We start from the raw sequence: 26,384 nt of genomic DNA, 5'->3' as shown, positions 1-26,384 counted from the left end.
GTATGAAGCAAAATAAAGGGTATGAGGAGTTAAATCAACCGTTTGAAATAACAAATAAACATAGAAGAATTCTATGGGGTGCAGTATTCTTAATGGCTACTTCATCTATTGGACCAGCATTTTTAACTCAAACGGCAGTTTTTACTGAGCAATTTCTTGCAAGCTTTGCATTTGCAATACTTGCATCTATTCTGATTGATATCGGTGCGCAAATTAATATTTGGCGCGTTATCACAGTTGTCGGTAAAGGTGGACAAGATATCGCGAATGATGTGTTTAAGGGGTTAGGTACATTTATCGCAATATTAATCGCTATTGGTGGGCTAGCATTTAACATCGGTAACGTTGCAGGTGCTGGACTAGGACTTAATGCGATATTCGGTTTAGATGTAAGAATTGGTGCAGGTATTACAGGCGTATTAGCGATTTTAATATTTGTTGTTAAAAACGCACAAAAAGTCGTAGATATTATTACACAAATTTTAGGTGTGCTCATGATTGCCATTGTTGCTTATGTAATGGTATTAACGAAACCACCAGTTGTCGAAGCGGCACAAAAAATGATTGTACCTGATGATATTAGTAAACTCATCGTACCAATCATCACATTGGTTGGTGGAACTGTTGGTGGTTATATTACATTTGCAGGTGCTCATAGATTGTTAGAAGCGGGTATCACTGGAAAAGGCTATATTCCATTTGTAAATAGAGCGGCCATTTCAGGTATTTTAACAACGGGTATAATGAGAACATTTTTATTCTTAGCAGTACTTGGTGTTGTTGTTACAGGATTCACTTTAAATCCAGACAATCCACCAGCTTCTGTATTTGAACATGTATTAGGACCTGTCGGTAAACAAGTATTCGGTGTTGTATTATTTGCAGCTGCATTATCATCCGTAATTGGCTGTGCATATACAAGTACAACATTTATTCAATCATTACATCCATCTATTAAAAATCATAGAAACTTAGTTATTATTATCTTTATAGTTGTTTCATCTATTGTATTCTTAACAATTGGTAAGCCAGTTAAATTGTTGATTATTGCTGGTGCATTGAACGGTTTAATTTTACCAGTAACTTTAGGAACAATTTTAATTGCTTCTAAGAAGAAAAGTATCGTTGGTGACTATAAACACCCAACTTGGATGATTGTAATTGGTGTTGTTGCTGTTGTTACAACATTAATAGCAGGGGTATTATCATTACAAGGCTTACAAAGTTTGTGGAATAGTTAAAAACTTATTTCAAAGTATACTAATTATGTTAATATAAATATTGAATGAATATGATGGAGTGATAAAGCATGATTGGTATTATTGGAGCAATGGAAGAAGAAGTAGAAATATTAAAGTCATCTATTGAAAATAGAGAAACAATCCAAATTGCACATGTTATTTTTTATAAAGGTAATATAGAAGATAAACAAGTTGTATTAGCACAAAGTGGTATTGGTAAAGTAAATGCTGCAATTACAGCAACATTACTAATCAATGAATTTAAACCAGATTTAATCATCAATACGGGATCAGCAGGTTCTGTTGATAGCGAATTAAATATTGGTGATATCATTATTAGTAATAAAGTTTATTATCATGATGTCAATGCAACGGCATTTGGCTACAAATTGGGACAAGTACCAAGTATGCCAGAAGTTTATGAAACTGATAAGGAATTAATTGACTTAGCTAAATCATCAATAGAACAACTTGATTTAAATGGTATTGTTGGTGAAGTTGCTACAGGTGATAGTTTCATTGGCTCAATTGATCAGCGTAAAGTGATTAAATCTAACTTTCCTACTGCAAGTGTCGTAGAGATGGAAGCTGGTGCAATTGCGCAAACTTGTTACCAATATAATGTGCCTATTATTGTTACGAGAGCTGTTTCAGATTTAGCAGATAAAGAATCTGATGTTACTTTTGAAGAATTTTTAAAAGTAGCTTGCGTCAATTCTAGTAAAATTGTAAAATTATTATTAAATAGAGTGGCATAAGGAGGCAGTTTCATGTTAATATTAATGGCTATCGCTGTCATTGCTACAGCACTTGTTGGTTATGTGATTTATGCGAATACAGAAGTTGAAAAATCTTCTGACCGTGAAATTACAGAATAATATTTAGTGTTGCGAATCGTAAGTGATTTGCAACACTTTTATTTTGTATTGAACTAAAGGAATGTAAATATAATTTATGTTAAAATAAAAGATAATATTGAGGTGTAATAATGGGATTATTTACAAAATATTTTTTACCAAATGAATATGTTCAATCAGTATTTAAAATCGAACCTGAACATTTAAAATCTAAAAATATAAAAGCAATTATCACAGACTTAGATAATACATTAGTTGGTTGGGATGTTAAAGATCCAACAGATGAAGTGAGAAATTGGTTTGAAAATATGAAAGATAATGGTATAACAGTTACGATTGTTTCTAATAATAATCAAGAACGTGTTGCGTCATTTTCATCAACATTAAATATTGATTATATTTTTAAAGCGCGTAAACCACGTGGTAAAGCTTTTAGACAAGCAGCTAAATTAATGAACGTCAATAAGTCTGAAGTAGTTGTTATTGGTGATCAAATGTTAACAGATGTGTTTGGTGGAAATAGAAACGGATTATATACAATTATGGTCGTACCTGTGAAAAAGACAGACGGTTTCGTTACGAAATTCAATCGATTAATTGAAAGAAGATTTTTAAATTACTTTAAGAGAAAAGGTTTAATTAACTGGGAGGAATAAATTTGACAGAGTTTGCTAAATGTATTGGTTGTGGTGCAACACTTCAATCTGAAAATCCGAATGAAGCTGGATACGTTCCACAATCAAGTTTGAATAAAGAAGATGTCATTTGTAAAAGATGTTTTAGACTTAAAAATTATAATGAAGTCCAAGATGTTGATTTAACAAGTGAAGATTTTCTAAATATGTTGAAATCTCTTCACAATGAAGATGGTCTAATCGTCAATGTTGTGGATGTATTTGATTTAGAAGGATCAATGATACATCGCTTAAAAGATATAGTAGGTAAGAAAAAAGTTGTACTTGTCGCGAATAAAATGGATATCTTACCTAAAGCCATTAATAAAAGAAGAGTTGAAATTTGGTTAAGAAATCGTGCGAAAGACTTTGGACTTAATCCAGACGAAGTTGTACTGATTTCTGCATATAAAAATCAAGGAATTGATGATTTATTATCAACTATCGAGAAAGTTAGAGATGGTAAAGATGTTTATGTAGTGGGTACAACAAACGTAGGTAAATCTACATTAATCAATAGATTGATTGAAAAGAGTGTTGGCGAAAAAGAAGTGATTACAACAAGTCATTTTCCAGGTACAACATTAGACATGATTGATATTCCATTAGATGATGATTCATATATGTTTGATACACCAGGTATTATTCAAAGTCATCAAATGACACATTACGTTACAGATAAAGAATTAAAAGTTGTTATGCCTAAAAAAGAAATTAAGCCTAAAGTGTATCAATTAAACGAAGAACAAAGCTTATTCTTAGGTGGTTTAGTTAGAGTAGATTATGTAAGTGGCGGTAGACGTTCTTTAACATGTTTTGTATCAAACGACGTACACATTCATAGAACAAAGTTATCAAACGCTGATGATTTATGGAAACGTCAAATTGGTGAACTGCTTAAACCTCCATATGATCCAACGAACTTTAACTTCGACAACTTAAAAACAACTAAGATTACAACTGAAGCTGAAAGAAAAGATGTTATGATTTCTGGATTAGGATTTGTAACTGTAGATGCAGGTGCAGAAATACATGTTACGGCACCTAAAGAAGTTGAAGTTACATTAAGAACATCTATTTTATAAGAGGTGAATTAAATGAAGTTTGGAGTTATCGGACATCCTATTAGCCATTCACTTTCACCGATTATGCATGCAGCAAATTTTGAAGCATTAGGTAGAGAAGATGAATATGGTGCTTTAGATATCCCACCAGAACAATTTAAACAAATTAAAGAAATTATAAATGAAAAAGCTTTAGATGGATTTAATATTACAATACCGCATAAAGAATCCATCTTGCCTTATTTAGATGAAGTATCATCAAATGCTAAGCATATTGGTGCTGTTAACACCGTTCTAATACATGATAATAAATGGATTGGGTATAATACAGATGGTATTGGTTTTGTTAAAGGTTTAATTGAACATTATGGTAGTATTCAAGAACGTAAAATTTTAGTGCTCGGTGCTGGTGGTGCGAGTAAAGGTATTGTTTCGGAAATGCAGAAGTTCACGAATCATAAAATAACAGTAGCAAATAGAACAATGTCTAGATTTGATAATTGGCAAATTGATATAAATACAATAAGTCTTACAGATGTTCAATCTATTCTTCATACATTTGATATTATTATTAATACTACACCGGTAGGCATGAATACTCAGCATAGTGAATTCATTATTCCTGTGGAGAAGATAAGTAAAAGTAGTTTAGTTTGTGATATTATCTATATTCCTGACAAGACACCGCTACTCAAAGCATGTGAACAAGCAGGTATTGCAATATATAACGGATTGGATATGTTCGTTTATCAAGGCGCAGAAAGTTTTAAAATATGGACGGGCCAAGAAGCTCATATAGAATCAATGAGAAATAAAGTACAAGAGGAACTTAAAAGGAGATCATTATGTTAACAGGTAAACAAAAGAGATATTTAAGAAAAGAAGCGCATCATTTAGATCCAATTTTCCAAATTGGTAAAGGTGGATTAAATGACAATATGATAGAACAAGTGCAAGACGTACTTGAAAAAAGAGAATTGATCAAAATTCATATCTTACAAAACAATATGGATGATCATAAAGAAGTAGCTGAATCAATCGCTGAACAAGCAGGTGCTGAACTCGTACAACTTATCGGTAATATTATTGTCTTATATAAAGAATCTAAAGAAAATAAAAGATTAGAACTACCATAATATTATGAAAAAGCTCATGATCTATGGAGGTCAATTTAATCCAATTCATATTGGACATATGTTAGTTGCGAGTGAAGCATATCAATTTGTTCAACCTGATAAATTCATTTTCTTACCAAGTTATCAATCACCACTTAAAGAACATAACGAATCTTATTTAATAGAATCAGAACGTGTAAAAATGTTAGAATTAGCTATTGAAGATTTGCAATTCGGTGAAGTTGATGAGAGAGAACTTAATAGAAAAGGTACGAGTTACACATTTGATACAATTAAAGAATTTAAACAAGAATTTCCTGATTATCAAATATATTTTGTAATCGGTTCAGATCAATACGAGAATTTGCATAAATGGAGAAACATTGCGGAATTGAAAGAATTATTAACATTTGTCGTAGTTAATAGAGAAGTTGATAAACAAGATGTAAAAGAAGGGATGTTAGCATTACACATTCCTAGAATTGATGTAAGCTCAACAGACATTCGCAATAGATGTAAAAATCGTCAATCTATAAAGATGCTCGTTACGCCACGAATTGAAAGATATATCAAAAGGGGACGATTGTATGAAAATTAAAAAAGCAGTCAAATTGGTTGAAGAAACGTTACCAACAAAAAGATATAATCACTCTATGAGAGTTGCCGAAACAGGTAAGAAAATGGCAGAAATCTTTGATGGTGATATGAAAAAAGTTGAATTAGCAGGTATACTGCATGATTTATGTAAATATGAAGAACTTTCAGCGTTATACCAAAGTGTAACGCAGTATGATCTAGGGCAAGATTTATTAAGTTATGGCTCAGAAATACTACATGGACCAGTTGCTGCTGCAAGGCTTAAAGATCAATATGATATAAATGACGAAGATATTTATTATGCAATTTATAATCATACGACTGGTAGAGCACAAATGAATAAGACTGAAAAAATAATTTTTATTGCTGACTATATTGAACCTAAAAGAACAACTCCAGGTGTAGATGAAATTAGAGATATTGTCTTTAAAGAACGCAACTTGGATAAAGCAGTTTATGAAATATCAAAACGTACAGTGTTACACTTAATTAATAAGGATAAAACAGTACATTTAAAAACTATAGAATGCTTAAATTATTATAATATGCATTCAGAACAATAAAGGAATGGTTAAATGAATTCAAATGATTTAATGAAACAAACGTTACTTGCATGTGATGATAAACGTGCTGAAGATATTATTGCAATTGATATGAAAGGTATTAGCGATATAGCTGATTATTTTGTTGTATGTCATGGTAACAGTGACAAGCAAGTTCAAGCTATTGCAAGAAATGTTAAAGACGAAGCGGAAATTAATGATGTATTAGTAAAAAGACTAGAAGGCTTTAATGAAGCAAGATGGGTATTAATTGATTTAGGCGATGTTGTTGTACACGTATTCCATAGAGAAGAACGTGATTACTACGATTTAGAAAGATTATATAAAGACGCACCAATTATTACACTAAATGAGGTAGCACAATAATGGCATACAATCGTATGAGTCATTATTATGACCTTCTAACTGAAGATCAACCATATGATAAATGGAAACACATCGTCGGTCATTATGTTACAGGTAATGATAACGATATTTTGGATATTGGTTGTGGGACAGGACGCTTAACAGAGCAATTATTAGAATATGGTCGCGTAAGTGGTCTTGATTTAAGTGAAGAGATGTTAGAAGTAGCTGAAAGTCGTAATCCTAATATTAATTGGTATTGTCAAGATATGAGAGATTTAGACTTACCTCAAAGTTACAATGTAATTACCATCTTTTGTGACAGCTTGAACTATATAACCGACCCTGAAGAAGTTCTTCAAGTATTTAACTATGTTAATCAATTTTTAAATGATGGTGGATTACTTATATTTGATGTGCATTCACTATATAAGATGAATCACCAATTTAATAACCGTAACTATATTGATGAAACCGAACAATTAACTTTAGCCTGGCAAGCTATTGCTGGTGAAGAACCAAATAGTGTATATCATCAAATGTCATTTTTCATTGAAAGAGAAGATGGACTTTACGAACGATTCGATGAAGAACATTATCAAGTCACATATGAAATCGACCTTTATAAACAACTTTTAGACTTTGCTGGATTTAAAGTTGAAAATGTATTTACTGATTTCAATATTGAACAATTTGATGAAAAAGGCGATAGACATTTTATAGTTGCACGAAAGTAATTTAGAACACTTCCTACGTTTAATTATGTAGGAGGTGTTTTTTTGAAATACATTCATAAAATAAAAGAATGGATAATAGAGAATTATCAACTTGCAATCATCATGATTGTTGTATTGTTTTTTATTTGTAATAGCCTTTTCACTGGTAATGATGATCATGAAGCTATTATTCATCAACAAGATACTATAAATGAAGTTAAACAACAGTCTTCAGAAGAGAAGTCAGTTGATAAGATGGATGAATCTAAATCTACTAAAGAAGTTAATAGAAACGTAGTAGTAGATGTGAAAGGAGCTGTTAATTATCCAAATACATATTCAATGTCTTCAAAGGATCGCGTACATGATGTATTAAAGAAAGCTCAAACAAAGCATAATGCAGATTTGTCTAAAATCAATCTATCAGAACGACTTAAAGATCAAATGTATATATATGTTCCAATAACTGGAGAACATGTGCCAAGTGTTAATACAAACCAACCTTCTAATGATAAAGTAGAAGTTAATATCAACACAGGAGATAAATCAGAAATTGAAAAATTACCTGGTATCGGTCCGAGTAAAGCAGATGCCATTTTACAATATAGAGAAACAAATGGAGAATTTAAAACTGTGGATGATTTGAAGAATGTTAAAGGATTTGGAGATAAAACAGTAGAAAGTTTAAAAGACTTTATCGTTTTAAATTGAATTGCATTTATACTTGTTAAATTTTACAATAAGAATATATGAAAGGTAGGTCGATGTGTAATGGATAGAATTGAATGGAAAGAATATTTTATGGCTCAAAGTCATCTATTATCATTAAGGTCAACATGTGAAAGATTATCTGTTGGTGCAACAATTGTTAAAGATAATAGAGTAATTGCTGGTGGATATAATGGGTCTGTTTCAGGAGAAGAACATTGTATAGATAATGGCTGCCTTGTAGTGGACGGTCATTGTATAAGAACCATTCATGCTGAAATGAATGCAATTATACAATGTGCTAAGTTAGGTGTTTCCTCAGAAGGTGCAACTATTTATGTTACACATTTTCCTTGTCTAAATTGCACGAAATCAATTATACAAGCTGGTATTAAACAAATTTATTATGCTGACGATTATCATAATCATACATATGCAATACAATTGCTAGAACAGTCTGGTGTACACTATGAAAAAATTAATTTCCATCCAGAAGACATTATTAAATATTTGAAGTAAGGACTAATATATAAGATGTGGTTTTATTTTGCACTTTATTTATTGTCCGGTTTAATTTTCTTTGTACATCCCTATGTAAGTATAGTCATGCTCATTATCTTAGTTATAAGTTGCTATATTAAATGGCAATCATTAAAAATTTTGGTGATGAGCTTTATATTTTTTATGATAGGTTGCTTAATTTATCCGAATGATCCAATACAATATTACGAATCATTTAAAGTTTCAAAAAATCATAAAAATTATACTGAAATGATTCAGTTTGGAGATAAGATAACGATTGATGGAGACGGCTTTCAAGCTGAAGGACAAATCCATAATCAAACGTATAAAGCATTTTATACGATTAAAAATGAAAAAGAAAAGCTTAAATTTTTGAAGAAAATGCCTTATTTAAAAAATTGCCGTATTACATACTCTGTTAATCAAACTTTACCTAATACTAACGCATTAAAATTTCAATACTTTGAGTTTTTGCAAAATCATGATATTAAAGGTGTTATTAAGATAGAACACTTATTTTTAAATACTTGTTCGAATCGGTCATTATCTATTATCGAACGTATTCAACTATATCGAACGAATTTAATTTATGAGATGAAACAACTTGATATAGATGGTGTTGATGATATTATTGCGCTCACGTTAGGTGATACAAGTTATTTAAGTGAAGAAAGAATAGATCAACTTAAGAAATTAGGTATATATCATTTGTATGCTGTAAGTGGATCACATGTCGCATTGTTAAATATATTTTTATTTAAATTATTACTTAGAATGAATATCAAATATCATCATGCCGAGAATATGATATTTATATTGTTGCCAATATATGCTGTCTTAACTGGCTTAAGTCCGAGTGTTCTTAGAGCAGTAGGGGTAGTAATGGTTTATATGATTTTGAATAAAATCATGAAAATAGACGCTTTACAAATACTATCTATCACTTTTATTGTTTATACAATTTATAATCCTCACATTATTTTCGATTATGGTTTCCAATTATCCTATATCGTCTCCACGTTTATCATTTTATGTGTACCACTTATAAAGTCTTTTAATACAATCCACAAAATCATTACGATCAATGTCGTATCTCAATTATCCTCATTTGTCATATTACTGATTCACTTTAATACTTTTCAATGGTTAGGGTTTATAACAAACTTCATCTTTATCCCACTTTTTGAATTAATTATTTTTCCACTTGTTATGTTATTCATGTTAATGTTTGCCACTTTTGGTAAAGTTCCCAATTTATTTACAACACTAATAGAAATCTGTATGAATCAAACTTTTAAATTAATAGATGTTATGAGTCATATTCCAATAAATGAGTTGGTTGTAAGAAATCTCTCAGAATGGATATATTTAATCATTCTCATTATTGTAGTACTAGTTTTAATGTTATTTATTAAAAAGAAATATATAACATCGTTACTCCTTTTCGCAATGTTAGTCATTGGAATCACATACCATTTTAATCATAACGAGGTTGTTTTAAAATTTCTTGATATTGGTCAAGGAGATGCAATGATTGCTTATCATCATGATGTGAATCAAGTTGTGATGATAGATACTGGTGGTAAAGATAAATTGAAGAAGAAACCATGGCAAACTAGAAGTAAAATATCAAATTATACAGATTCAATTATTGTGCCCGAACTTAAAGAAAAGGGATTTCAAAAGATTGATTATTTAATCATTACACATCCATATGCAGATCATATGGGAGAATTAGGTACTTTGAGTAAACAAGTATCAATCAAACATTTAATTATTAATAAGAAGACTTGGGATAGCCTTGAATTAAAACATTTGTTAGAAGAGGTTAAAGAAACGAACACACAAATTGTAGATAGCTCATATTTGAGCGAATTAAAGATTGGAGAATCGACATATAAGTTTTTTAACCAAAATAGTCCGAATTATGAAGATAAGAATGATACATCAATCGTTACTGAAATCACTACGTTTGGCAGAGCAATATTAACAACAGGTGATGCAACAGCAAAGGTAGAGGAAAGTATATTGAGTCAACTTAAAGGGAATTATGATATTTTAAAAGTAGCGCATCATGGTAGTTTGACAAGTACAAGTGATCGCTTTTTATTCAAAGCAAAGCCACATATTTGTGTCATAAGTTCTGGTCGACATAATAGGCATGGACTTCCGAAAGAGGCTATTGTAAATAAACTTAAACAAAACAATTGTAAAGTGTTCAATACACAAGATTACGGAATGGTGCAATTTGAAATCAATAAAGACAACATGATGATGACAAATGGACTACAAGAACATAATAAAAAAGCTTACAATCGACAGTAGTCGTTTGTAAGCTTATATAAATGGATTTGATATATTAGTTTGGTAGTAAACTGAATACTTGTGCAATAATATAAATTGCTGCTAAGAATACGAAACCAATTATAAATCCAAATCCAGAGTCTTTAACATCATTGTTACGCCCTTGAGTATTTTCACCTTCAAATCTGTTCATATGACTCCCTCCTATACTTACTTTCATTATATGATATTAAACTTAAAAATGCTATACTTAATTAGAACTTTATAAGAGAGGGAGACTTATTTTGGAAGACAATATTGTATTGAATTATGGTGCAGTAAATGCACTTATTGAGAAAAAATCTGACGAAATTATAAATCAATATTTAGGTGGAGAAAGAGACGATTTCAATTATGTTAAATTTGATTTATATGAAACACCTATTTCAAGCGCGATAGAAGAATCATTAACTTTACCATTCCTCTCAGACAAAAAAGTCGTACATATTAAGAATGCTTATTTATTTACAGGAGAAAAAGTTAGTACTCAAATCAATCAAAATATCGATCAATTAATTCAATTTATTGAACAATATGATGGTGAAACGTTAGTCGTATTTGATGTATTTAATGAGAAATTAGATGAAAGAAAGAAACTCGTTAAAACAGTTAAGAAAAATGCAAGGCTCAATAAAATTGACCAAATGACTGAACAAGAAATAAAACAATGGATTAAATCTTATTTGCATGAACAATATAAAGATATAAAAGAAGATGCACTAATAGAATTTTTAGAACTGACAGGTATTCAATTTAATATTATTAAAGCAGAATTAGATAAATTAGTGTTATTTATTGGTGATGAAGCGGTTATTAATAAACAAGACGTTAAAGAAATTGTGAGTCGTTCTCTAGAACAGAATGTATTTTTATTAACGGAATATATTCAGAAGGGTCAAAAAGAAAAGTCTATTAATTTACTGAAAGACTTAATCAATATGAAAGAAGAGCCGATTAAGCTATTAGCGTTAATCACAAGTAATTATCGCTTGTATTATCAATGTAAGATTCTTGCTGGTAAACATTATAGCGAACAACAAATAGCCAAAACGATTGGTGTACATCCATATAGGGTTAAACTGGCACTTCGTATTACGAGAAAGCTATCACTCGATCGTTTATTATCGACTATTGATATTTGTGCTGATACAGATTACCAATTGAAATCTTCATATATGGATAAAGTACTCATATTAGAACTTTTCATTTTAAAAATATAAGATGTGAGGTTGGTATTTCATTCCATAAAAAAAGGGCGTGACACAGAATGTTCTGTGTCACGCTCTCACATAATTAGTTAGCTTTTGACATTAAGCTTGATTTAATTCTATCAGCTTTATTTGAATGAATTAGATTGTTTTTAGAAGCTTTATCAACTTTTTTAACAGCTAATGAAACTAATTCAGCTTTGTTTTCAGCATTGTTTTCGATTGCAGTTTTAGCAGCTTTTACAGCTGAACGCATATCATTTTTTTGTGAAATGTTAGCAGCGTCTTTCTTTTCTGTAACAGCAACGCGTTTAATAGCAGATTTAATGTTTGGCATGAGAGTCACCTCCTAAATATGTTGTCCGTGATCAAAGAATTTTTGATTGCAACAAAAAATATTTTATCAAATGTAGGGCATAAGTGCAATGATTATTTACACATTCCTTATAAAGCATAACACTTTATTGATAGTTTGATAATACGTTTGCATTTATTTCATAAAGACGGTATCATATCAAAGATGCGACTTACATTTAATACATGTAAAATTAACGAGAAAGTTGGAGTTCAAATGGACAGAACTAAACGCCTAGAGCGCCAAAATAAAATTAGAAACTTTTCTATCATTGCTCATATTGACCATGGTAAATCTACGTTAGCTGATAGAATTTTGGAAAATACAAAAAGTGTAGAATCACGTGAAATGAAAGAACAATTATTAGATTCTATGGATCTTGAAAGAGAACGTGGTATAACAATCAAACTTAATGCTGTTCGATTAAATTATACTGCTAAAGATGGGGAAACATATATCTTACATTTAATTGATACACCGGGGCATGTCGATTTTACATATGAAGTTTCAAGATCACTAGCAGCATGTGAAGGTGCGATTTTAGTTGTAGATGCTGCACAAGGTATCGAAGCTCAAACGTTAGCAAACGTATATTTAGCATTAGACAATGACTTAGAATTAATACCTGTAGTCAATAAAATTGATTTACCTGCAGCTGAACCAGAGCGTGTTAAACAAGAAATTGAAGACGTAATTGGTTTAGATGCAAGTGATGCTGTACTTGCAAGCGCTAAATCTAATATTGGAATTGAAGACATATTAGAGAAAGTTGTAGAGATGGTACCACCTCCAGAAGGTGATCCAGATAACCCATTACAAGCACTTATTTTTGATTCTTCTTTTGATGCTTATAGAGGTGTAATTTCTTCTATACGTGTTGTTGAAGGTTCAGTTAAAGCTGGAGACAAAATTCAAATGATGTCTACAGGTAAGACATTTGAAGTTACTGAAGTGGGGATTAATACACCGAAACAACTTCCAGTTGATACGTTATCTGTCGGAGATGTAGGATACATTGTAGCTTCAATTAAAAATGTTGGAGATTCCAATGTTGGTGATACAATCACTTTAGCTGACAGACCTGCTGAGAAACCTTTAAAAGGATATAAAAAGATGAATCCAATGGTATTCTGTGGATTATATCCAATCGATAATAGTAAATACAATGATTTAAGAGAAGCACTTGAAAAGCTTCAACTTAATGATGCATCTTTAGAATTTGAAGCTGAAACTTCTCAAGCTTTAGGCTTTGGTTTCAGAACAGGATTCTTAGGTTTACTACACATGGAAATTATTCAAGAAAGAATTGAAAGAGAATTTAATATTGAACTGATTGCGACGGCACCTTCAGTTATTTATGAATGTGAATTAACAGATGGCGAAAAATTACAAATTGATAACCCATCACAATTCCCAGACCCACAAAAAATCAACAGAATATATGAACCATACGTTAAAGCAACAATGATGGTTCCGAATGATTATGTGGGTGCTGTAATGGAACTTTGTCAGAAAAAACGTGGTAACTTTAAGACGATGGATTATTTAGATGATATTCGTGTCAATATTATTTATGAACTTCCATTATCTGAAGTCGTATTTGATTTCTTTGATCAGTTGAAATCTAATACGAAAGGTTATGCATCGTTTGATTATGAATTAATTGGATATCAAGAGAGTAAACTTGTTAAAATGGATATTTTATTAAATGGTGATAAAGTAGATGCATTAAGCTTTATCGTCCATAAAGAGTTTGCATATGATAGAGGTAAAGCAATAGTAGATAAATTAAAAACATTAATCCCTAGACAACAATTTGAAGTACCAGTTCAAGCAGCAATTGGTAATAAAATAGTAGCTCGAACAAACATTAAATCTATGGGTAAAAATGTTTTAGCAAAATGTTACGGTGGGGATATTAGCCGTAAACGTAAATTACTTGAAAAACAAAAAGCAGGTAAAGCTAAGATGAAATCAGTAGGTAATGTGGAAATTCCACAAGATGCTTTCTTAGCCGTGCTTAAAATGGATGAAGAATAATTTTGAAACAGCTGCATAATATGTAGCTGTTTCTATTTTTAAAGGAGCGTTTATATGGCAAAAAGTGTATATATTCATATACCTTTCTGTGTGAGAATTTGTACTTATTGCGATTTTAATAAGTTCTATATTGCTAATCAGCCGGTAGATGAGTACTTAGATTGTTTGATAAAAGAGATGTCAACGAGAAAAGATAAAGAAGTTGAGACTGTCTTTGTTGGTGGAGGTACACCTACAGCATTATCTGAAGCACAACTTGAAAGATTACTGCAAGCTATTAACGATTTATTTGTGATTACAAAAGAGTATACATTTGAAGCTAATCCAGATGAATTAACAGAAGCAAAAATAAAATTACTCAAACAATATGGTGTGAACAGATTGTCATTAGGTGTTCAAACATTTGATGATGAATTGTTAAAAGTGTTAGGAAGAACTCATCATAGTGACGATATTGAAAAAGCCGTTACATTATCTAGAAAACACAAAATTCCTTCTGTAAGTTTAGATCTTATGTTTCATTTACCAGGTCAAACATTAGAACAATTTGATGATTCACTTAATAAGGCACTATCACTTGATGTAGATCATATTTCAAGTTATGCACTTATACTTGAACCTAAGACGCAATTCTATAATTTATATAGAAAAGGGCGTTTGAAGTTACCTAATGAAGATTTAGGTGAAGAAATGTATCAACATTTGAAAAAGAAATTAGCAGATTCTAACCTAAATCAATATGAAATCTCAAACTTCTCGAAAGAAGGGCATGAATCTCTTCATAATAAAGTATATTGGAAAAATGAAGAATATTATGGTTTCGGTGCAGGTGCTCATGGTTATATTAATGGTGTACGCTATGGCAATATTAATCCGGTTAATCAATATATTAAGAAATTAAAGAATGGTGAAATGCCTGTATTGCAAAGTACAGAAGTGTCATTGAAAGAACAAATGGAAGAAGAAATGTTTCTTGGATTAAGAATGACAAAAGGTGTTTCTAAATCAAAATTCAAAAATAAGTTTGACCAATCAATAGAAGATGTATTTGGTCAACATGTGAAAGAACTCATTGAACAAGAATTATTACTAGATGAACAAGATTATTTACGCTTAAGTAATCGCGGACAAATAATCGGGAATGAAGTGTTTGAGAAGTTTTTATTAAGCTAAAAATATGTATTAAAAAAAGATATAAAAATTGAATGCTTTAACGTTGACTTTCTTTGACCAATTTGATAAATTATAATTAGCACTTGGGAAGATAGAGTGCTAATCGAGGTGATGACATGATTACTGAGAGGCAATTACAAATTTTGAATGTAATTGTTGAGGATTATGTTGAGTTAGGACAACCAATTGGTTCTAAGTCGATTATTGAAAGGCATCAATTGCCGATTAGTCCAGCGACAGTTAGAAATGAAATGAAACAATTAGAAGATTTGAACCTTCTTGAGAAGACACATACGTCATCAGGTCGTATTCCTTCTGAACAAGGGATTAAGTATTATGTTAATCAATTACTTGAGACTAAATCTCAAAGTAAGAAAAGTTTAAATTGGTTTGAACATTTTCAAGATAAAAATCAATATGATGTCAACGCAATGCTTAAATGGTTAGCATTAGAAATTTCAAATCGTTCACATTATACAACTGTAGTACTCGGACCGAATAAATTTTCAAGATTTATATTTGAAATTCATTTTGTGAGAGTCAGCCCAACTCATCTCATGGGCGTCATTGTATTTACAGATGGTTATGTAGAGAAAGTTCATATTCAAATTCATGAATCTTTAAATCAATTACAGATTGAGAAATTTATGAACTACTTAAACCAATATTTTAAGCAAAATACTTTAACTACAATGATAAAAACGTTAGAATCATTATCGTTGTCATTCATTGATCAAGAATTTATTAATAATTTTAAACAAGCATTATTAACGCAAATTAATGATCATAATGAAGAAATGTTTCTAGGTGGTAAGATGCACCTAATTGACGCGTTAGATGTAACAAATGTATCTATGATTCAATCGATTTTAAAGTATCTTGAATCTGAACGTATCGCTCAATTTTTAAATGAAACTTCTAATGATTCGATAAGTGTCAAAATTGGACAAGAAATTAATAAAGATTTACATGGTATTTCGATTATAAGTACCAATTATGAAATTTCTGGTGATATAACTGGTCATTTAGCCGTTATTGGTCCAACTGCAATGCATTATAACAAAGTGATTCAACTTTTGAATCATTTTTAAATAAGGAAAGAAAATGGAGGGCATGAAATGACGGAAGAAAAGCAAAATGAACAATTCGATGAAACTAATGATCAAACTCAATCTGTCGCTACTGAAGAAGTAGAAGCAAATGAAACTGAAGAAAATGTTGAAGAGGTTGAGCAAGATAAAGTAGTCGAAATTCCGGAAGCTGAACTCGAACAACTTAAACAAAAAGCAAATGAAGAAGAAGAAAAATACTTACGTTTATACGCTGAGTTTGAAAACTATAAACGTAGAATGAAACAAGAAGCAAGCATTATTAAAGATTATCAAGCACAGCGTGTACTTACAGATGTTTTACCTGCGCTAGATAATATGGATCGTGCACTTAAACAAGAAGGTGAGTCTGAAGACTTCTTAACTTTCAAAAAAGGTGTAGACATGGTTTATAACGATTTACTTAAATCATTAAAAGATAATGGTTTAGAAGAAATCGAATCTTACAACCAACCATTCGATCCAAATGTACATCAAGCAGTAATGCAAGATAACAATCCTGACTTTGAATCAGGTGTTGTAACTGAAGAGTTACAAAGAGGATATAAATTGAAAGATCGTGTTTTAAGACCAGCAATGGTTAAAGTAAACGAATAATGAACTCGATGATTAATTAATTATAAATTGGAGGAATAATTCTTATGAGTAAAGTAATAGGTATAGACTTAGGTACAACAAATTCAGTAGTTTCAGTATTAGAAGGTGGAGAACCTAAAGTAATCCAAAATCCAGAAGGTAACAGAACAACACCATCAGTTGTTGCATTTAAAGATGGTGAAACACAAGTTGGTGAAGTTGCTAAACGTCAAGCAGTAACTAACCCAAATACAATTCAATCAGTTAAACGTCACATGGGTACTGATTATAAAGAGAAAGTTGAAGATAAAGAATATACACCACAAGAAATCTCAGCTATGATTTTACAAAACTTAAAATCAACTGCTGAAAGTTATTTAGGTGAAAAAGTAACTAAAGCTGTTATTACAGTTCCAGCTTATTTCAATGACTCAGAACGTCAAGCAACTAAAGATGCTGGTAGAATCGCTGGTTTAGAAGTAGAACGTATTATTAACGAACCAACTGCAGCAGCATTAGCTTACGGTTTAGATAAAACTGAAACAGATCAAAAAGTATTAGTATTTGACCTTGGTGGTGGTACTTTCGACGTATCTATCCTTGAATTAGGTGACGGTGTATTCGAAGTATTAGCAACTGCAGGTGACAATAAACTTGGTGGTGACGATTTCGATGACGTTATCATTAAATATTTAGTTGAAGAATTCAAAAAAGAAAATGGCATAGATTTATCACAAGATAAAATGGCATTACAACGTCTTAAAGATGCTGCTGAAAAAGCTAAAAAAGACTTATCAGGCGTATCTTCAACTCAAATTTCATTACCATTCATCTCTGGTGGCGCAAATGGTCCATTACACTTAGAAACAACACTTTCAAGAGCTAAATTTGAATCATTAACAAGCGATTTAGTAGAAAGAACAATGGGTCCAACTCGCCAAGCAATGAAAGATGCAGGATTATCTAATTCTGATATCGATGAAGTTATTTTAGTTGGTGGTTCAACTCGTATCCCAGCTGTTCAAGAAGCAATCAAAAAAGAAATCGGTAAAGAACCTAACAAAGGTGTTAACCCTGATGAAGTAGTAGCAATGGGTGCTGCAATTCAAGGTGGCGTAATCACTGGTGATGTTAAAGATGTAGTATTACTTGACGTTACACCATTATCATTAGGTATCGAAACTATGGGTGGCGTATCTACAGTATTAATCGAAAGAAATACAACAATTCCAACATCTAAATCTCAAGTATTCTCTACTGCAGCTGACAACCAACCAGCAGTTGATATTCACGTATTACAAGGTGAACGTCAATTAGCAGCAGATAACAAAACACTTGGTCGATTCCAATTAACGGATATTCCACCAGCTCCACGTGGTGTGCCACAAATCGAAGTATCATTTGATATCGATAAAAATGGTATCGTTAATGTAACAGCTAAAGATTTAGGTACAAACAAAGAACAAAAAATTACGATTGAATCAAGCTCATCATTATCAGATGAAGAAATCGATCGTATGGTTCAAGATGCAGAGAAAAATGCTGAAGCAGACAAAAAACGTCGTGAAGAAATCGATTTAAGAAATGAAGCAGACCAAATGGTATTTACTGTTGAAAAAACTTTAAATGATCTTGGCGATAACGTTGATGAAAGCGAAAAAGCTAAAGCTGAAGAAGCTAAAGAAGAATTGAAAAAAGCACTTGAAGGTACTGATATAGAAGATATCAGAACTAAAAAAGATGCACTTCAAGAAATCGTACAACAATTATCTGTTAAAATGTATGAACAAGCTGCACAAGCACAACAAGGTGCGGAAGGCGCTGAAGGCCAATCTACTTCAAACGATGATGACGTAGTTGATGCTGAATATACAGAAGTCAACGAAGACGATAAAAAATAATACTAATCATTAAAAAGTCAAAGTCAATGTGATTGGCTTTGACTTTTTTAATTCATATACGTATTATAAATCAGTGTGTAAAGGAGAGATTACATTGGCAAAAAGAGACTATTATGAAGTACTTGGCGTATCCAAAGATGCTTCTAAAGATGAAATAAAAAAAGCTTATCGTAAATTATCAAAAAAGTACCATCCTGATATCAATCAAGAAGAAGGTGCTGACGCAAAGTTTAAAGAAATTTCAGAAGCATATGAAGTGCTAAGTGATGAAAACAAACGTGCGCAATACGACAGATTCGGTCATAGTGGTCCGCAACAAGGATTCGGTGGATCACAAGGATTTGGAGGACAAGACTTCTCTGGATTCGGTGGCTTTGAAGATATTTTCGGTTCATTCTTTGGTGGCGGTGGCGCTAGAAGAGATCCTAACGCTCCAAGACAAGGTGATGACTTACAATATAGCATGACATTAACATTTGAAGAAGCTGTATTTGGTACTGAAAAAGATATTACAGTTCGTAAAGATGTAGAATGTGATACATGTCATGGTAATGGTGCTAAACCTGGCACTAAGAAAAAAACTTGTACGTACTGTAACGGACAAGGTCATGTAACAGTTGAACAAAATACTATTCTAGGCAGAATGCAAACGCAAAAAGTTTGTCCTGAATGTGAAGGTTCTGGACAAGTATTTGAAGAAAAATGTTCAGATTGTCATGGTAAAGGTACTCAAAACAAAAAAGTTACAATCAAAGTGAAAGTACCTGAAGGTGTTGATAATGACCAACAAATTCGCTTAGCTGGTAAAGGTGGACCAGGTGTAAATGGTGGACCTGCAGGCGATTTATATGTTGTGTTCAGAGTGAAACCACACAGTAAATTTAGACGTGATGGAGACAATATCTTCTATGATCTAAATCTATCATTTCCTCAAGCAGCATTAGGTGATGAAATTACTGTTCCTACATTGACTGGTAATGTATCATTAACCGTTCCAGCAGGTACACAAACTGGTAAACAATTTAGATTGAGAGAAAAAGGTGTTCAAAACGTTCATGGTTACGGTAAAGGTGATTACTTTGTAACTGTTAAAGTTGTAACACCAGATAAAATGACTGAAAGACAAGAAGAACTATTACGTGAGTTTGCTGAAATAGGTGGAGAAACTATTACAGAACAACCATCTAGCTTTAAAGACAGAGCCAAAAAGTTTTTTAAAGGAGAATAGCCTGTGAATTGGATTGAGTATTCTATCATGATAAATAGCGAAGCAGAACCAGAAGTTACAGCATTGTTAAATGAATTAGGTGCAAATGGTGTCGTAATTGAAGATTCAGCAGAATTAGAGAAAGAACATACAGATGTATACGGTGAGATTTATGAATTAAATCCCGCAGATTATCCTGATCATGATATTAGGGTTAAATGTTATTTTAATGAATTAGTATTTACGGATCAATTAGAACAAGAAATTCAAGAAACAATTGCAAATGTAAATGGCATTCAGTCAGAAATTTTATCGTTTGAGAAAACGATTATTAAAGAATCAGATTGGGAAAATGAATGGAAAAATTATTTCCATCCGTTTAAAGCTTCTGAAAGATTTGCGATTGTTCCAAGTTGGGAACAAGAAGGATATCAAAATAACGAAGGTGATCTTTGCATCAAACTGGATCCAGGTATGGCTTTTGGTACAGGTGACCACCCCACAACAAGTATGTGTTTAAGACATATAGAAGAGGTTGTACAACCTCAACACAAAGTGATTGATGTTGGTACAGGTTCAGGTATTCTAAGCATAGCTTGTCATTTACTAGGGGTAAACGACATTAAAGCGGTGGATTTAGATGATTTAGCAATTAAAGTTGCTAAAGAAAACTTTGAAATCAATGATTGTGAAAAAGATATCGTCGCAGATACTGGCAATTTGCTTACTGAAGAAACAGAACAATATGACGTGGTTATTGCAAATATATTAGCGCATATTATTGATTTAATGATAGAAGATAGTTATGAAAGATTGAATGATAATGGCTACTTTATTACTTCAGGCATTATTGAAGAAAAATCCGATGAAATAATTGAAAAACTACAAAATACTGGTTATACTATCGAAAAAGTACTACGTGAAGATGGTTGGGTTTCAATACGAGCTAGAAAGTAGGAGAAATGATGCAAAGATATTTCTTACAAGAAAACGCTGAGTTAAATCAGCGTTTTTTTATACATAATACAGATGATATACATCATATTAAAAATGTGATGCGCAAAAGTATCGATCAAGAAATTATATTAACTTTTGAAGATCAAAAGTCGTTAATTTCAAAAATCATTGCTTTTCATGACGATAGCATTGAGTTAGAAACGGTAGAAGACATTACAAGACAAACGGAACTACCTGTTGATATAACGATTGCGAGTGGGCTTATTAAAGGCGATAAATATGAATGGTTGCTTCAAAAAGCAACTGAAATGGGTGCGCATCATTTTATTGCTGTCCAATCCGAAAGATCTATTGTCAAATTAGACGAGAAAAAAATATCTAAAAAATTAGATAGATGGCAAAAAATTGTTAAAGAAGCTAGTGAACAAAGTATGAGACTTACTATACCAAGTATAAAGTATAAGTCGAATTTTAAATCAATTTATGATAATATGAATGAATATGATTATGTAATAATAGCTTATGAAGAAGAAGCTAAAAGTGGGGGAACAAGCAAATTTCATCAAATTGGTTCTAACCTTAAACATGGACAAAAGGTTTTAATGATATTTGGACCAGAAGGTGGATTAACTGAAAATGAAGTTAATCTTTATGATGATGCTATTAAGGTGAGTTTAGGACCTAGAATATTAAGAGCTGAAACCGCTCCATTGTATGCTTTAGCTGCTTTAAGCTATCAATTAGAATTAATGAGGTGAATAAAATTGGCTACAGTAGCGTTCCATACGTTAGGTTGTAAAGTAAACCATTATGAAACTGAAGCAATTTGGCAATTATTTAAGGAAAATGATTACGAAAGAGTGGATTTTGAAACGAATGCTGACGTCTTTATCATTAATACTTGTACTGTAACAAATACAGGCGACAAGAAGAGTAGACAAGTGATTAGAAGAGCAATACGTAAAAATCCAGATGCAGTTGTTTGTGTAACAGGTTGTTATGCTCAAACATCTCCTGCTGAAATTATGGCAATTCCGGGCGTTGATATTGTTGTAGGTACTCAAGATAGACATAAACTTATTTCTTATATTGAGGACTATAAACAAAGCAGACAACCTATTAATGGTGTAGGTAATATTATGAAAAACAGAAAGTATGAAGAATTAGAAGTTCCATACTTTACTGACAGAACACGTGCATCATTAAAAATTCAAGAAGGCTGTAATAATTTCTGTACTTTCTGTATCATTCCATGGGCAAGAGGGTTAATGAGATCAAGAGATCCTGAACAAGTAGTAAGCCAAGCAACAACACTTGTAAACTCAGGATATAAAGAAATTGTTTTAACAGGTATTCATACAGGTGGATATGGTGAAGATTTAAAAGATTATAACTTAGCGCAATTATTAAGAGATCTAGAACAAGTTGAAAATCTTGAAAGAATTCGTATTTCATCTATAGAAGCGAGTCAGCTTACAGATGAAGTTATTGATGTTATCGATAAATCAACTAAAGTTGTAAGACATCTTCATATACCATTACAATCAGGTTCTGATACTGTATTGAAACGTATGAGAAGAAAATATACGATGGCACACTTCTCTGAAAGATTACAAAAATTGCATAAAGCTTTACCAGGTTTAGCTGTTACAAGTGATGTAATTGTTGGATTCCCCGGTGAAACTGAAGAAGAATTCCAAGAAACATATGACTTCATTGTTAAACATCAATTTTCTGAATTACACGTGTTCCCTTATTCTATGAGAACAGGAACACCAGCAGCTAGAATGACAGATCAAATTGATGAAGAAGTTAAAAATGAACGCGTACATCGTTTAATTGAATTATCAAATCAATTAGCTAAAGATTATGCTTCTAAATTTGATCAAACTGTATTAGAAGTGATACCTGAAGAAAAAGGTTCAACTGATGGTAAACTAGTCGGATATGCAGATAATTACATGAAGATTGAATTTGAAGGCGATGAATCACTAATTGGAGAATTAGTGAAAGTGAAAGTTATAACACCAGGTTATCCTATCAATAAAGGTAAACTTGTAAAAGTTGTGGATCATGCAACAAATAAAGACGAAAGATTAGTTGCATATTAATATTCATAACAAATGATTATTGACTTAAAAAATGACTTATTTTATAATGTTTAAGTACATAGTAATATATACTATGTAAATGACATATAAAGCTTTGTTGATATTTGGAGGGAGGGAAATACAGATGTCTAAAACAGTAGTTCGTAAAAACGAATCAATCGAAGATGCATTACGTCGCTTCAAACGTACAGTTTCAAAAAGCGGTACGATTCAAGAAGTGCGTAAACGTGAGTTCTATGAAAAACCAAGTGTTAAGCGTAAGAAGAAATCAGAAGCAGCACGTAAACGTAAATTTAAATAATTAATTTTTTATTGAACTCCCTCAATGAATATTAATTAATTATAATGAACAATATTTAACGTTGAACGTCATAAAGAACACATAAACGATATCGTTTATGTGTTCTTTTATTTATTTGAAAAACATTTAAGTTTATAAATTTAGAATATTATGTATATACGTTTTAGTTCACGGCTATTTTATTGTATAATAAATATGAGGGGTGAGATTATTGACATCAGGGTATGAATACATATTTGCTTATTTTCAGAACAACTTGAATTTAGGTATTGTTTCAAGTCAAAGTATGTCGTCTATTGGTGAGTTTATTACAACGCCATTAGTCACATTGATACTGACTTGTATTATTTTTCTAGGTGCACTATATCAATTATATTCAGAACGTATTAATTTTGCGGGAATTTTAAGCTTTATTTGTACACTTATCTTTTTCATCGGCTACGTTTTAATTGATGAAATTAGTTTGATTTCTGTTTTACTTTTTGGGATCGGTGCATTGTTAGTAATAATTGAATTATTTGTTATAGGAGCAGTACTAGGTATCCTTGGTTTTATTGCCATTATTGGTAGTTTCGTATTAGTTGGAGAAAATATCTTAACTATGGGTATGATTATTGCTGTAGCATTAATTCTAACAACGATAGAGTGGGTGATATTAGTGAAAGGATTCAATCGTAAAATACCATTCTTTGATAAAGTCATTCTTAGAGACTCTACAAATAAAGAATCTGGCTATACATCTCATGATGATAGAAGTCATTTGATTGGCAAAATATGTACAACATACACTGCATTGAGGCCCTCAGGAATTATACTTGTTGATGACGAAAGAATAGATGCTGTTTCAGATGGTAGTTTTATTCAGAAGGATAAGCAAGTTAAAATTGTACAGGTTGAAGGTACAAGAGTTGTCGTAAGAGAAATTTAATTTAGACAAGGAGAGAAATGCATATGTTATCAGGTTTAATTGCTTTTGTAATTATTGCTGTCATATTAATCGTACTACTTATGATTTTATTCTCATTTGTACCAGTAGGATTATGGATTTCAGCTATTGCAGCAGGCGTAAAAGTAGGTATTGGTACTTTAGTTGGTATGCGTTTGAGACGTGTATCACCTAGACGTGTTATTAACCCATTAATCAAAGCGCACAAAGCTGGTTTAGCATTAACAACGAACCAGTTAGAATCTCATTATCTTGCAGGAGGTAATGTTGATAGAGTAGTTGATGCAATTATTGCGGCTCAAAGAGCAGAAATCAACTTAGTATTTGAAAGAGGGGCAGCGATTGATTTAGCTGGTCGTGACGTTTTAGAAGCTGTTCAAATGTCCGTTAACCCTAAAGTAATTGAAACACCATTTATCTCAGGTGTTGCGATGAATGGTATCGAAGTTAAAGCAAAAGCTAGAATTACAGTTAGAGCGAACATTGATCGATTAGTCGGTGGTGCTGGTGAAGATACAATCATCGCACGTGTTGGTGAAGGTATTGTATCAACTATTGGTTCAAGTCAACATCACACTAAAGTACTTGAAAATCCAGATAGTATTTCACAAACAGTATTAAGTAAAGGTTTAGATTCAGGTACAGCATTTGAAATTCTATCAATTGATATTGCTGATGTGGATATCGGTAAAAACATTGGTGCAGACTTGCAAACTGAACAAGCACTTGCTGATAAAAATATTGCACAAGCTAAAGCCGAAGAACGTCGTGCAATGGCCGTTGCTACTGAGCAAGAAATGAAAGCAAGAGTACAAGAAATGCGTTCTAAAGTTGTTGAATCAGAAGCAGAAGTACCACTTGCAATGGCAGAAGCACTTAAATCAGGCAATTTAGGTGTTAAAGACTACTATAATTTAAAAAATATAGAAGCTGACACTGGCATGAGAGAAGCAATCAATAAGAGTACAAAGCCACAAGATTCTAATTCACCGAACCAATAAGAGAGGTGATTTAAAATGGAAATAGGCATTATCATCTTTGTTATTTGGGTTATTTTTAGTGTCGTGAGCGGTATAATCGAAGGCGCTTCTAAAAATAAAAAGAAAAATAAGCAACCTCAAACAAGACAAAGACAAAATCCAGTAAATAGACAAGCTGAAGATAAGAAAAAATCTGCTGAGCAAGAATTAAAAGAGTTAGTTAATAAGTATGAAACTTATAAACAAAAAGCAGAAACAAGTTCAACTGAACGAATGTCTGGCCATTATAAAAACTTAGCAGATCAACTTGCCAATCATCTTAAACAATATAATATAGATGTTGAAAGACCTGTTGTTCAAACACATAAAGTAGAACAACAACCAGAGCAAACATCTAATGAGCATGAGAATGCTTATATCAATCAGAAGAAAGAACAAATTCATAAAAATAGACCTAAAAAACAACAAGAAGCAATCAAACAGCTATTGGCATACAGCCAAGAAGAGAAAAAGTCTTTAATGAATGTACAGCGTGAAAGTATAGCTGATGTTGAAAAAGAAGCAGAGCAAATTATCAACAACACGCAACTTTCAGAAAGAACGAGAAGAGCGATGGTTAAACAACTCTATTTAAACAGTAAACATAAGTTTAACGATGAAGCAATCAATGTTGATGAAAACCAAGTCGTAAATGGTATCATTTGGTCAGAAATTTTAAAAAGACCAAATGAATTAAAATAACGAATATAAACAAGCTGGGACATAATGTAATGTC

Annotated in this window: 29 protein-coding genes; 27 read left to right on the top strand and 2 right to left on the bottom strand. The window is 31.8% G+C overall.

What is annotated here, in order from left to right; all coding sequences use genetic code 11:
• The first annotated feature begins 2 nt into the window (after positions 1–2).
• The 13 genes from LQ673_RS06790 (at position 3) to LQ673_RS06730 (ending at position 10,727) form a co-directional block, all read left to right on the top strand.
• Positions 3–1,241: an NRAMP family divalent metal transporter gene (locus LQ673_RS06790; protein ID WP_103360755.1), complete on the top strand. Its 1,239-nt coding sequence runs from the start codon at positions 3–5 to the stop codon at positions 1,239–1,241.
• 68 nt (positions 1,242–1,309) lie between these two features.
• Positions 1,310–1,999, top strand: coding sequence for a 5'-methylthioadenosine/adenosylhomocysteine nucleosidase (locus LQ673_RS06785; RefSeq protein ID WP_126477531.1), 690 nt, complete (start codon positions 1,310–1,312; stop codon positions 1,997–1,999).
• Positions 2,000–2,229: 230 nt separating this feature from the next.
• A complete protein-coding gene (locus LQ673_RS06780; RefSeq protein WP_191835633.1) occupies positions 2,230–2,754 on the top strand; it encodes a YqeG family HAD IIIA-type phosphatase in 525 nt (174 codons plus the stop codon).
• Between the two features lie 2 nt (positions 2,755–2,756).
• Positions 2,757–3,857 carry a ribosome biogenesis GTPase YqeH gene (yqeH, locus tag LQ673_RS06775; RefSeq protein ID WP_191835632.1) on the top strand — a complete coding sequence of 367 codons (1,101 nt, stop codon included), beginning with the start codon at positions 2,757–2,759 and terminating at the stop codon, positions 3,855–3,857.
• A 12-nt stretch (positions 3,858–3,869) separates the two neighbouring features.
• Positions 3,870–4,688: a shikimate dehydrogenase gene (aroE, locus tag LQ673_RS06770; RefSeq protein WP_191835631.1), complete on the top strand. Its 819-nt coding sequence runs from the start codon at positions 3,870–3,872 to the stop codon at positions 4,686–4,688.
• Positions 4,682–4,972 carry a ribosome assembly RNA-binding protein YhbY gene (gene yhbY, locus LQ673_RS06765; protein WP_103360667.1) on the top strand — a complete coding sequence of 97 codons (291 nt, stop codon included), beginning with the start codon at positions 4,682–4,684 and terminating at the stop codon, positions 4,970–4,972. The genes aroE and yhbY overlap by 7 nt, the downstream gene beginning before the upstream one ends.
• A 4-nt stretch (positions 4,973–4,976) precedes the next feature.
• Entirely contained in the window at positions 4,977–5,549 is a 573-nt protein-coding gene (nadD, locus tag LQ673_RS06760) for a nicotinate (nicotinamide) nucleotide adenylyltransferase (RefSeq protein WP_037559799.1), read from the top strand.
• Entirely contained in the window at positions 5,539–6,111 is a 573-nt protein-coding gene (yqeK, locus tag LQ673_RS06755; protein WP_159315590.1) for a bis(5'-nucleosyl)-tetraphosphatase (symmetrical) YqeK, read from the top strand. The genes nadD and yqeK overlap by 11 nt, the downstream gene beginning before the upstream one ends.
• A 12-nt stretch (positions 6,112–6,123) precedes the next feature.
• Positions 6,124–6,477, top strand: a complete 354-nt coding sequence (gene rsfS, locus LQ673_RS06750; RefSeq protein ID WP_025904219.1) for a ribosome silencing factor — start codon at positions 6,124–6,126, stop codon at positions 6,475–6,477.
• Positions 6,474–7,193 carry a class I SAM-dependent DNA methyltransferase gene (locus tag LQ673_RS06745; RefSeq protein ID WP_374199836.1) on the top strand — a complete coding sequence of 240 codons (720 nt, stop codon included), beginning with the start codon at positions 6,474–6,476 and terminating at the stop codon, positions 7,191–7,193. The genes rsfS and LQ673_RS06745 overlap by 4 nt, the downstream gene beginning before the upstream one ends.
• A 42-nt stretch (positions 7,194–7,235) precedes the next feature.
• The gene (locus LQ673_RS06740) at positions 7,236–7,883 is read left to right on the top strand and encodes a helix-hairpin-helix domain-containing protein (RefSeq protein WP_191835629.1); all 648 of its coding nucleotides are present in this window, start codon (positions 7,236–7,238) and stop codon (positions 7,881–7,883) included.
• A gap of 60 nt (positions 7,884–7,943) precedes the next feature.
• Positions 7,944–8,399: a ComE operon protein 2 gene (locus tag LQ673_RS06735; protein ID WP_037588364.1), complete on the top strand. Its 456-nt coding sequence runs from the start codon at positions 7,944–7,946 to the stop codon at positions 8,397–8,399.
• Positions 8,400–8,546: 147 nt separating this feature from the next.
• On the top strand, positions 8,547–10,727 hold the full coding sequence (locus tag LQ673_RS06730) for a DNA internalization-related competence protein ComEC/Rec2 (RefSeq protein ID WP_239745023.1): 2,181 nt from the start codon (positions 8,547–8,549) through the stop codon (positions 10,725–10,727).
• 34 nt (positions 10,728–10,761) lie between these two features.
• On the opposite strand, the gene LQ673_RS06725 is transcribed toward LQ673_RS06730, so the two are convergent.
• Entirely contained in the window at positions 10,762–10,899 is a 138-nt protein-coding gene (locus tag LQ673_RS06725) for a YqzM family protein (RefSeq protein ID WP_075577996.1), read from the bottom strand.
• Positions 10,900–10,990: 91 nt separating this feature from the next.
• Between LQ673_RS06725 and holA the strand changes: the two genes are divergently transcribed.
• Positions 10,991–11,965, top strand: a complete 975-nt coding sequence (gene holA / locus LQ673_RS06720) for a DNA polymerase III subunit delta (RefSeq protein WP_191835627.1) — start codon at positions 10,991–10,993, stop codon at positions 11,963–11,965.
• A gap of 73 nt (positions 11,966–12,038) precedes the next feature.
• Here the strand turns inward: holA and rpsT are convergent, their stop codons facing one another.
• Entirely contained in the window at positions 12,039–12,290 is a 252-nt protein-coding gene (rpsT, locus tag LQ673_RS06715; RefSeq protein WP_025904213.1) for a 30S ribosomal protein S20, read from the bottom strand.
• Between the two features lie 234 nt (positions 12,291–12,524).
• Between rpsT and lepA the strand changes: the two genes are divergently transcribed.
• The 13 genes from lepA (at position 12,525) to LQ673_RS06650 (ending at position 26,350) form a co-directional block, all read left to right on the top strand.
• The gene (gene lepA, locus LQ673_RS06710) at positions 12,525–14,348 is read left to right on the top strand and encodes a translation elongation factor 4 (RefSeq protein WP_049318748.1); all 1,824 of its coding nucleotides are present in this window, start codon (positions 12,525–12,527) and stop codon (positions 14,346–14,348) included.
• 54 nt (positions 14,349–14,402) lie between these two features.
• Positions 14,403–15,521: a radical SAM family heme chaperone HemW gene (gene hemW, locus LQ673_RS06705; protein WP_191835626.1), complete on the top strand. Its 1,119-nt coding sequence runs from the start codon at positions 14,403–14,405 to the stop codon at positions 15,519–15,521.
• A 116-nt stretch (positions 15,522–15,637) separates the two neighbouring features.
• Complete coding sequence (hrcA, locus tag LQ673_RS06700) at positions 15,638–16,612, top strand: heat-inducible transcriptional repressor HrcA (protein WP_191835625.1); 975 nt, start codon at positions 15,638–15,640, stop codon at positions 16,610–16,612.
• Between the two features lie 27 nt (positions 16,613–16,639).
• A complete protein-coding gene (grpE, locus tag LQ673_RS06695) occupies positions 16,640–17,227 on the top strand; it encodes a nucleotide exchange factor GrpE (RefSeq protein ID WP_037588350.1) in 588 nt (195 codons plus the stop codon).
• Between the two features lie 44 nt (positions 17,228–17,271).
• On the top strand, positions 17,272–19,107 hold the full coding sequence (gene dnaK, locus LQ673_RS06690; RefSeq protein ID WP_191835624.1) for a molecular chaperone DnaK: 1,836 nt from the start codon (positions 17,272–17,274) through the stop codon (positions 19,105–19,107).
• 94 nt (positions 19,108–19,201) lie between these two features.
• Complete coding sequence (gene dnaJ, locus LQ673_RS06685) at positions 19,202–20,335, top strand: molecular chaperone DnaJ (RefSeq protein ID WP_037588347.1); 1,134 nt, start codon at positions 19,202–19,204, stop codon at positions 20,333–20,335.
• A 3-nt stretch (positions 20,336–20,338) separates the two neighbouring features.
• A complete protein-coding gene (prmA, locus tag LQ673_RS06680; protein ID WP_126477525.1) occupies positions 20,339–21,271 on the top strand; it encodes a 50S ribosomal protein L11 methyltransferase in 933 nt (310 codons plus the stop codon).
• Between the two features lie 8 nt (positions 21,272–21,279).
• The gene (locus LQ673_RS06675) at positions 21,280–22,029 is read left to right on the top strand and encodes a 16S rRNA (uracil(1498)-N(3))-methyltransferase (RefSeq protein WP_126477619.1); all 750 of its coding nucleotides are present in this window, start codon (positions 21,280–21,282) and stop codon (positions 22,027–22,029) included.
• A 6-nt stretch (positions 22,030–22,035) separates the two neighbouring features.
• Positions 22,036–23,382: a tRNA (N(6)-L-threonylcarbamoyladenosine(37)-C(2))-methylthiotransferase MtaB gene (gene mtaB, locus LQ673_RS06670; RefSeq protein WP_191835623.1), complete on the top strand. Its 1,347-nt coding sequence runs from the start codon at positions 22,036–22,038 to the stop codon at positions 23,380–23,382.
• A gap of 124 nt (positions 23,383–23,506) precedes the next feature.
• Entirely contained in the window at positions 23,507–23,683 is a 177-nt protein-coding gene (rpsU, locus tag LQ673_RS06665) for a 30S ribosomal protein S21 (protein WP_016998564.1), read from the top strand.
• Positions 23,684–23,894: 211 nt separating this feature from the next.
• Complete coding sequence (locus tag LQ673_RS06660; protein ID WP_191835622.1) at positions 23,895–24,611, top strand: NfeD family protein; 717 nt, start codon at positions 23,895–23,897, stop codon at positions 24,609–24,611.
• A 23-nt stretch (positions 24,612–24,634) separates the two neighbouring features.
• Positions 24,635–25,630 (top strand): flotillin-like protein FloA, encoded by a 996-nt coding sequence (floA, locus tag LQ673_RS06655; RefSeq protein WP_025904203.1) that lies wholly within the window; start codon positions 24,635–24,637, stop codon positions 25,628–25,630.
• Between the two features lie 15 nt (positions 25,631–25,645).
• Positions 25,646–26,350: a hypothetical protein gene (locus tag LQ673_RS06650; RefSeq protein WP_191835621.1), complete on the top strand. Its 705-nt coding sequence runs from the start codon at positions 25,646–25,648 to the stop codon at positions 26,348–26,350.
• The last annotated feature ends 34 nt before the right edge of the window (positions 26,351–26,384 follow it).

Origin of the sequence: Mammaliicoccus sp. O-M54, assembly GCF_022386035.1 — a bacterium.
Lineage (GTDB): Bacteria > Bacillota > Bacilli > Staphylococcales > Staphylococcaceae > Mammaliicoccus > Mammaliicoccus sciuri_A.
The sequence above is the reverse complement of the archived record's forward strand: the minus strand, read 5'-3'. Positions and strand labels throughout refer to the sequence as shown.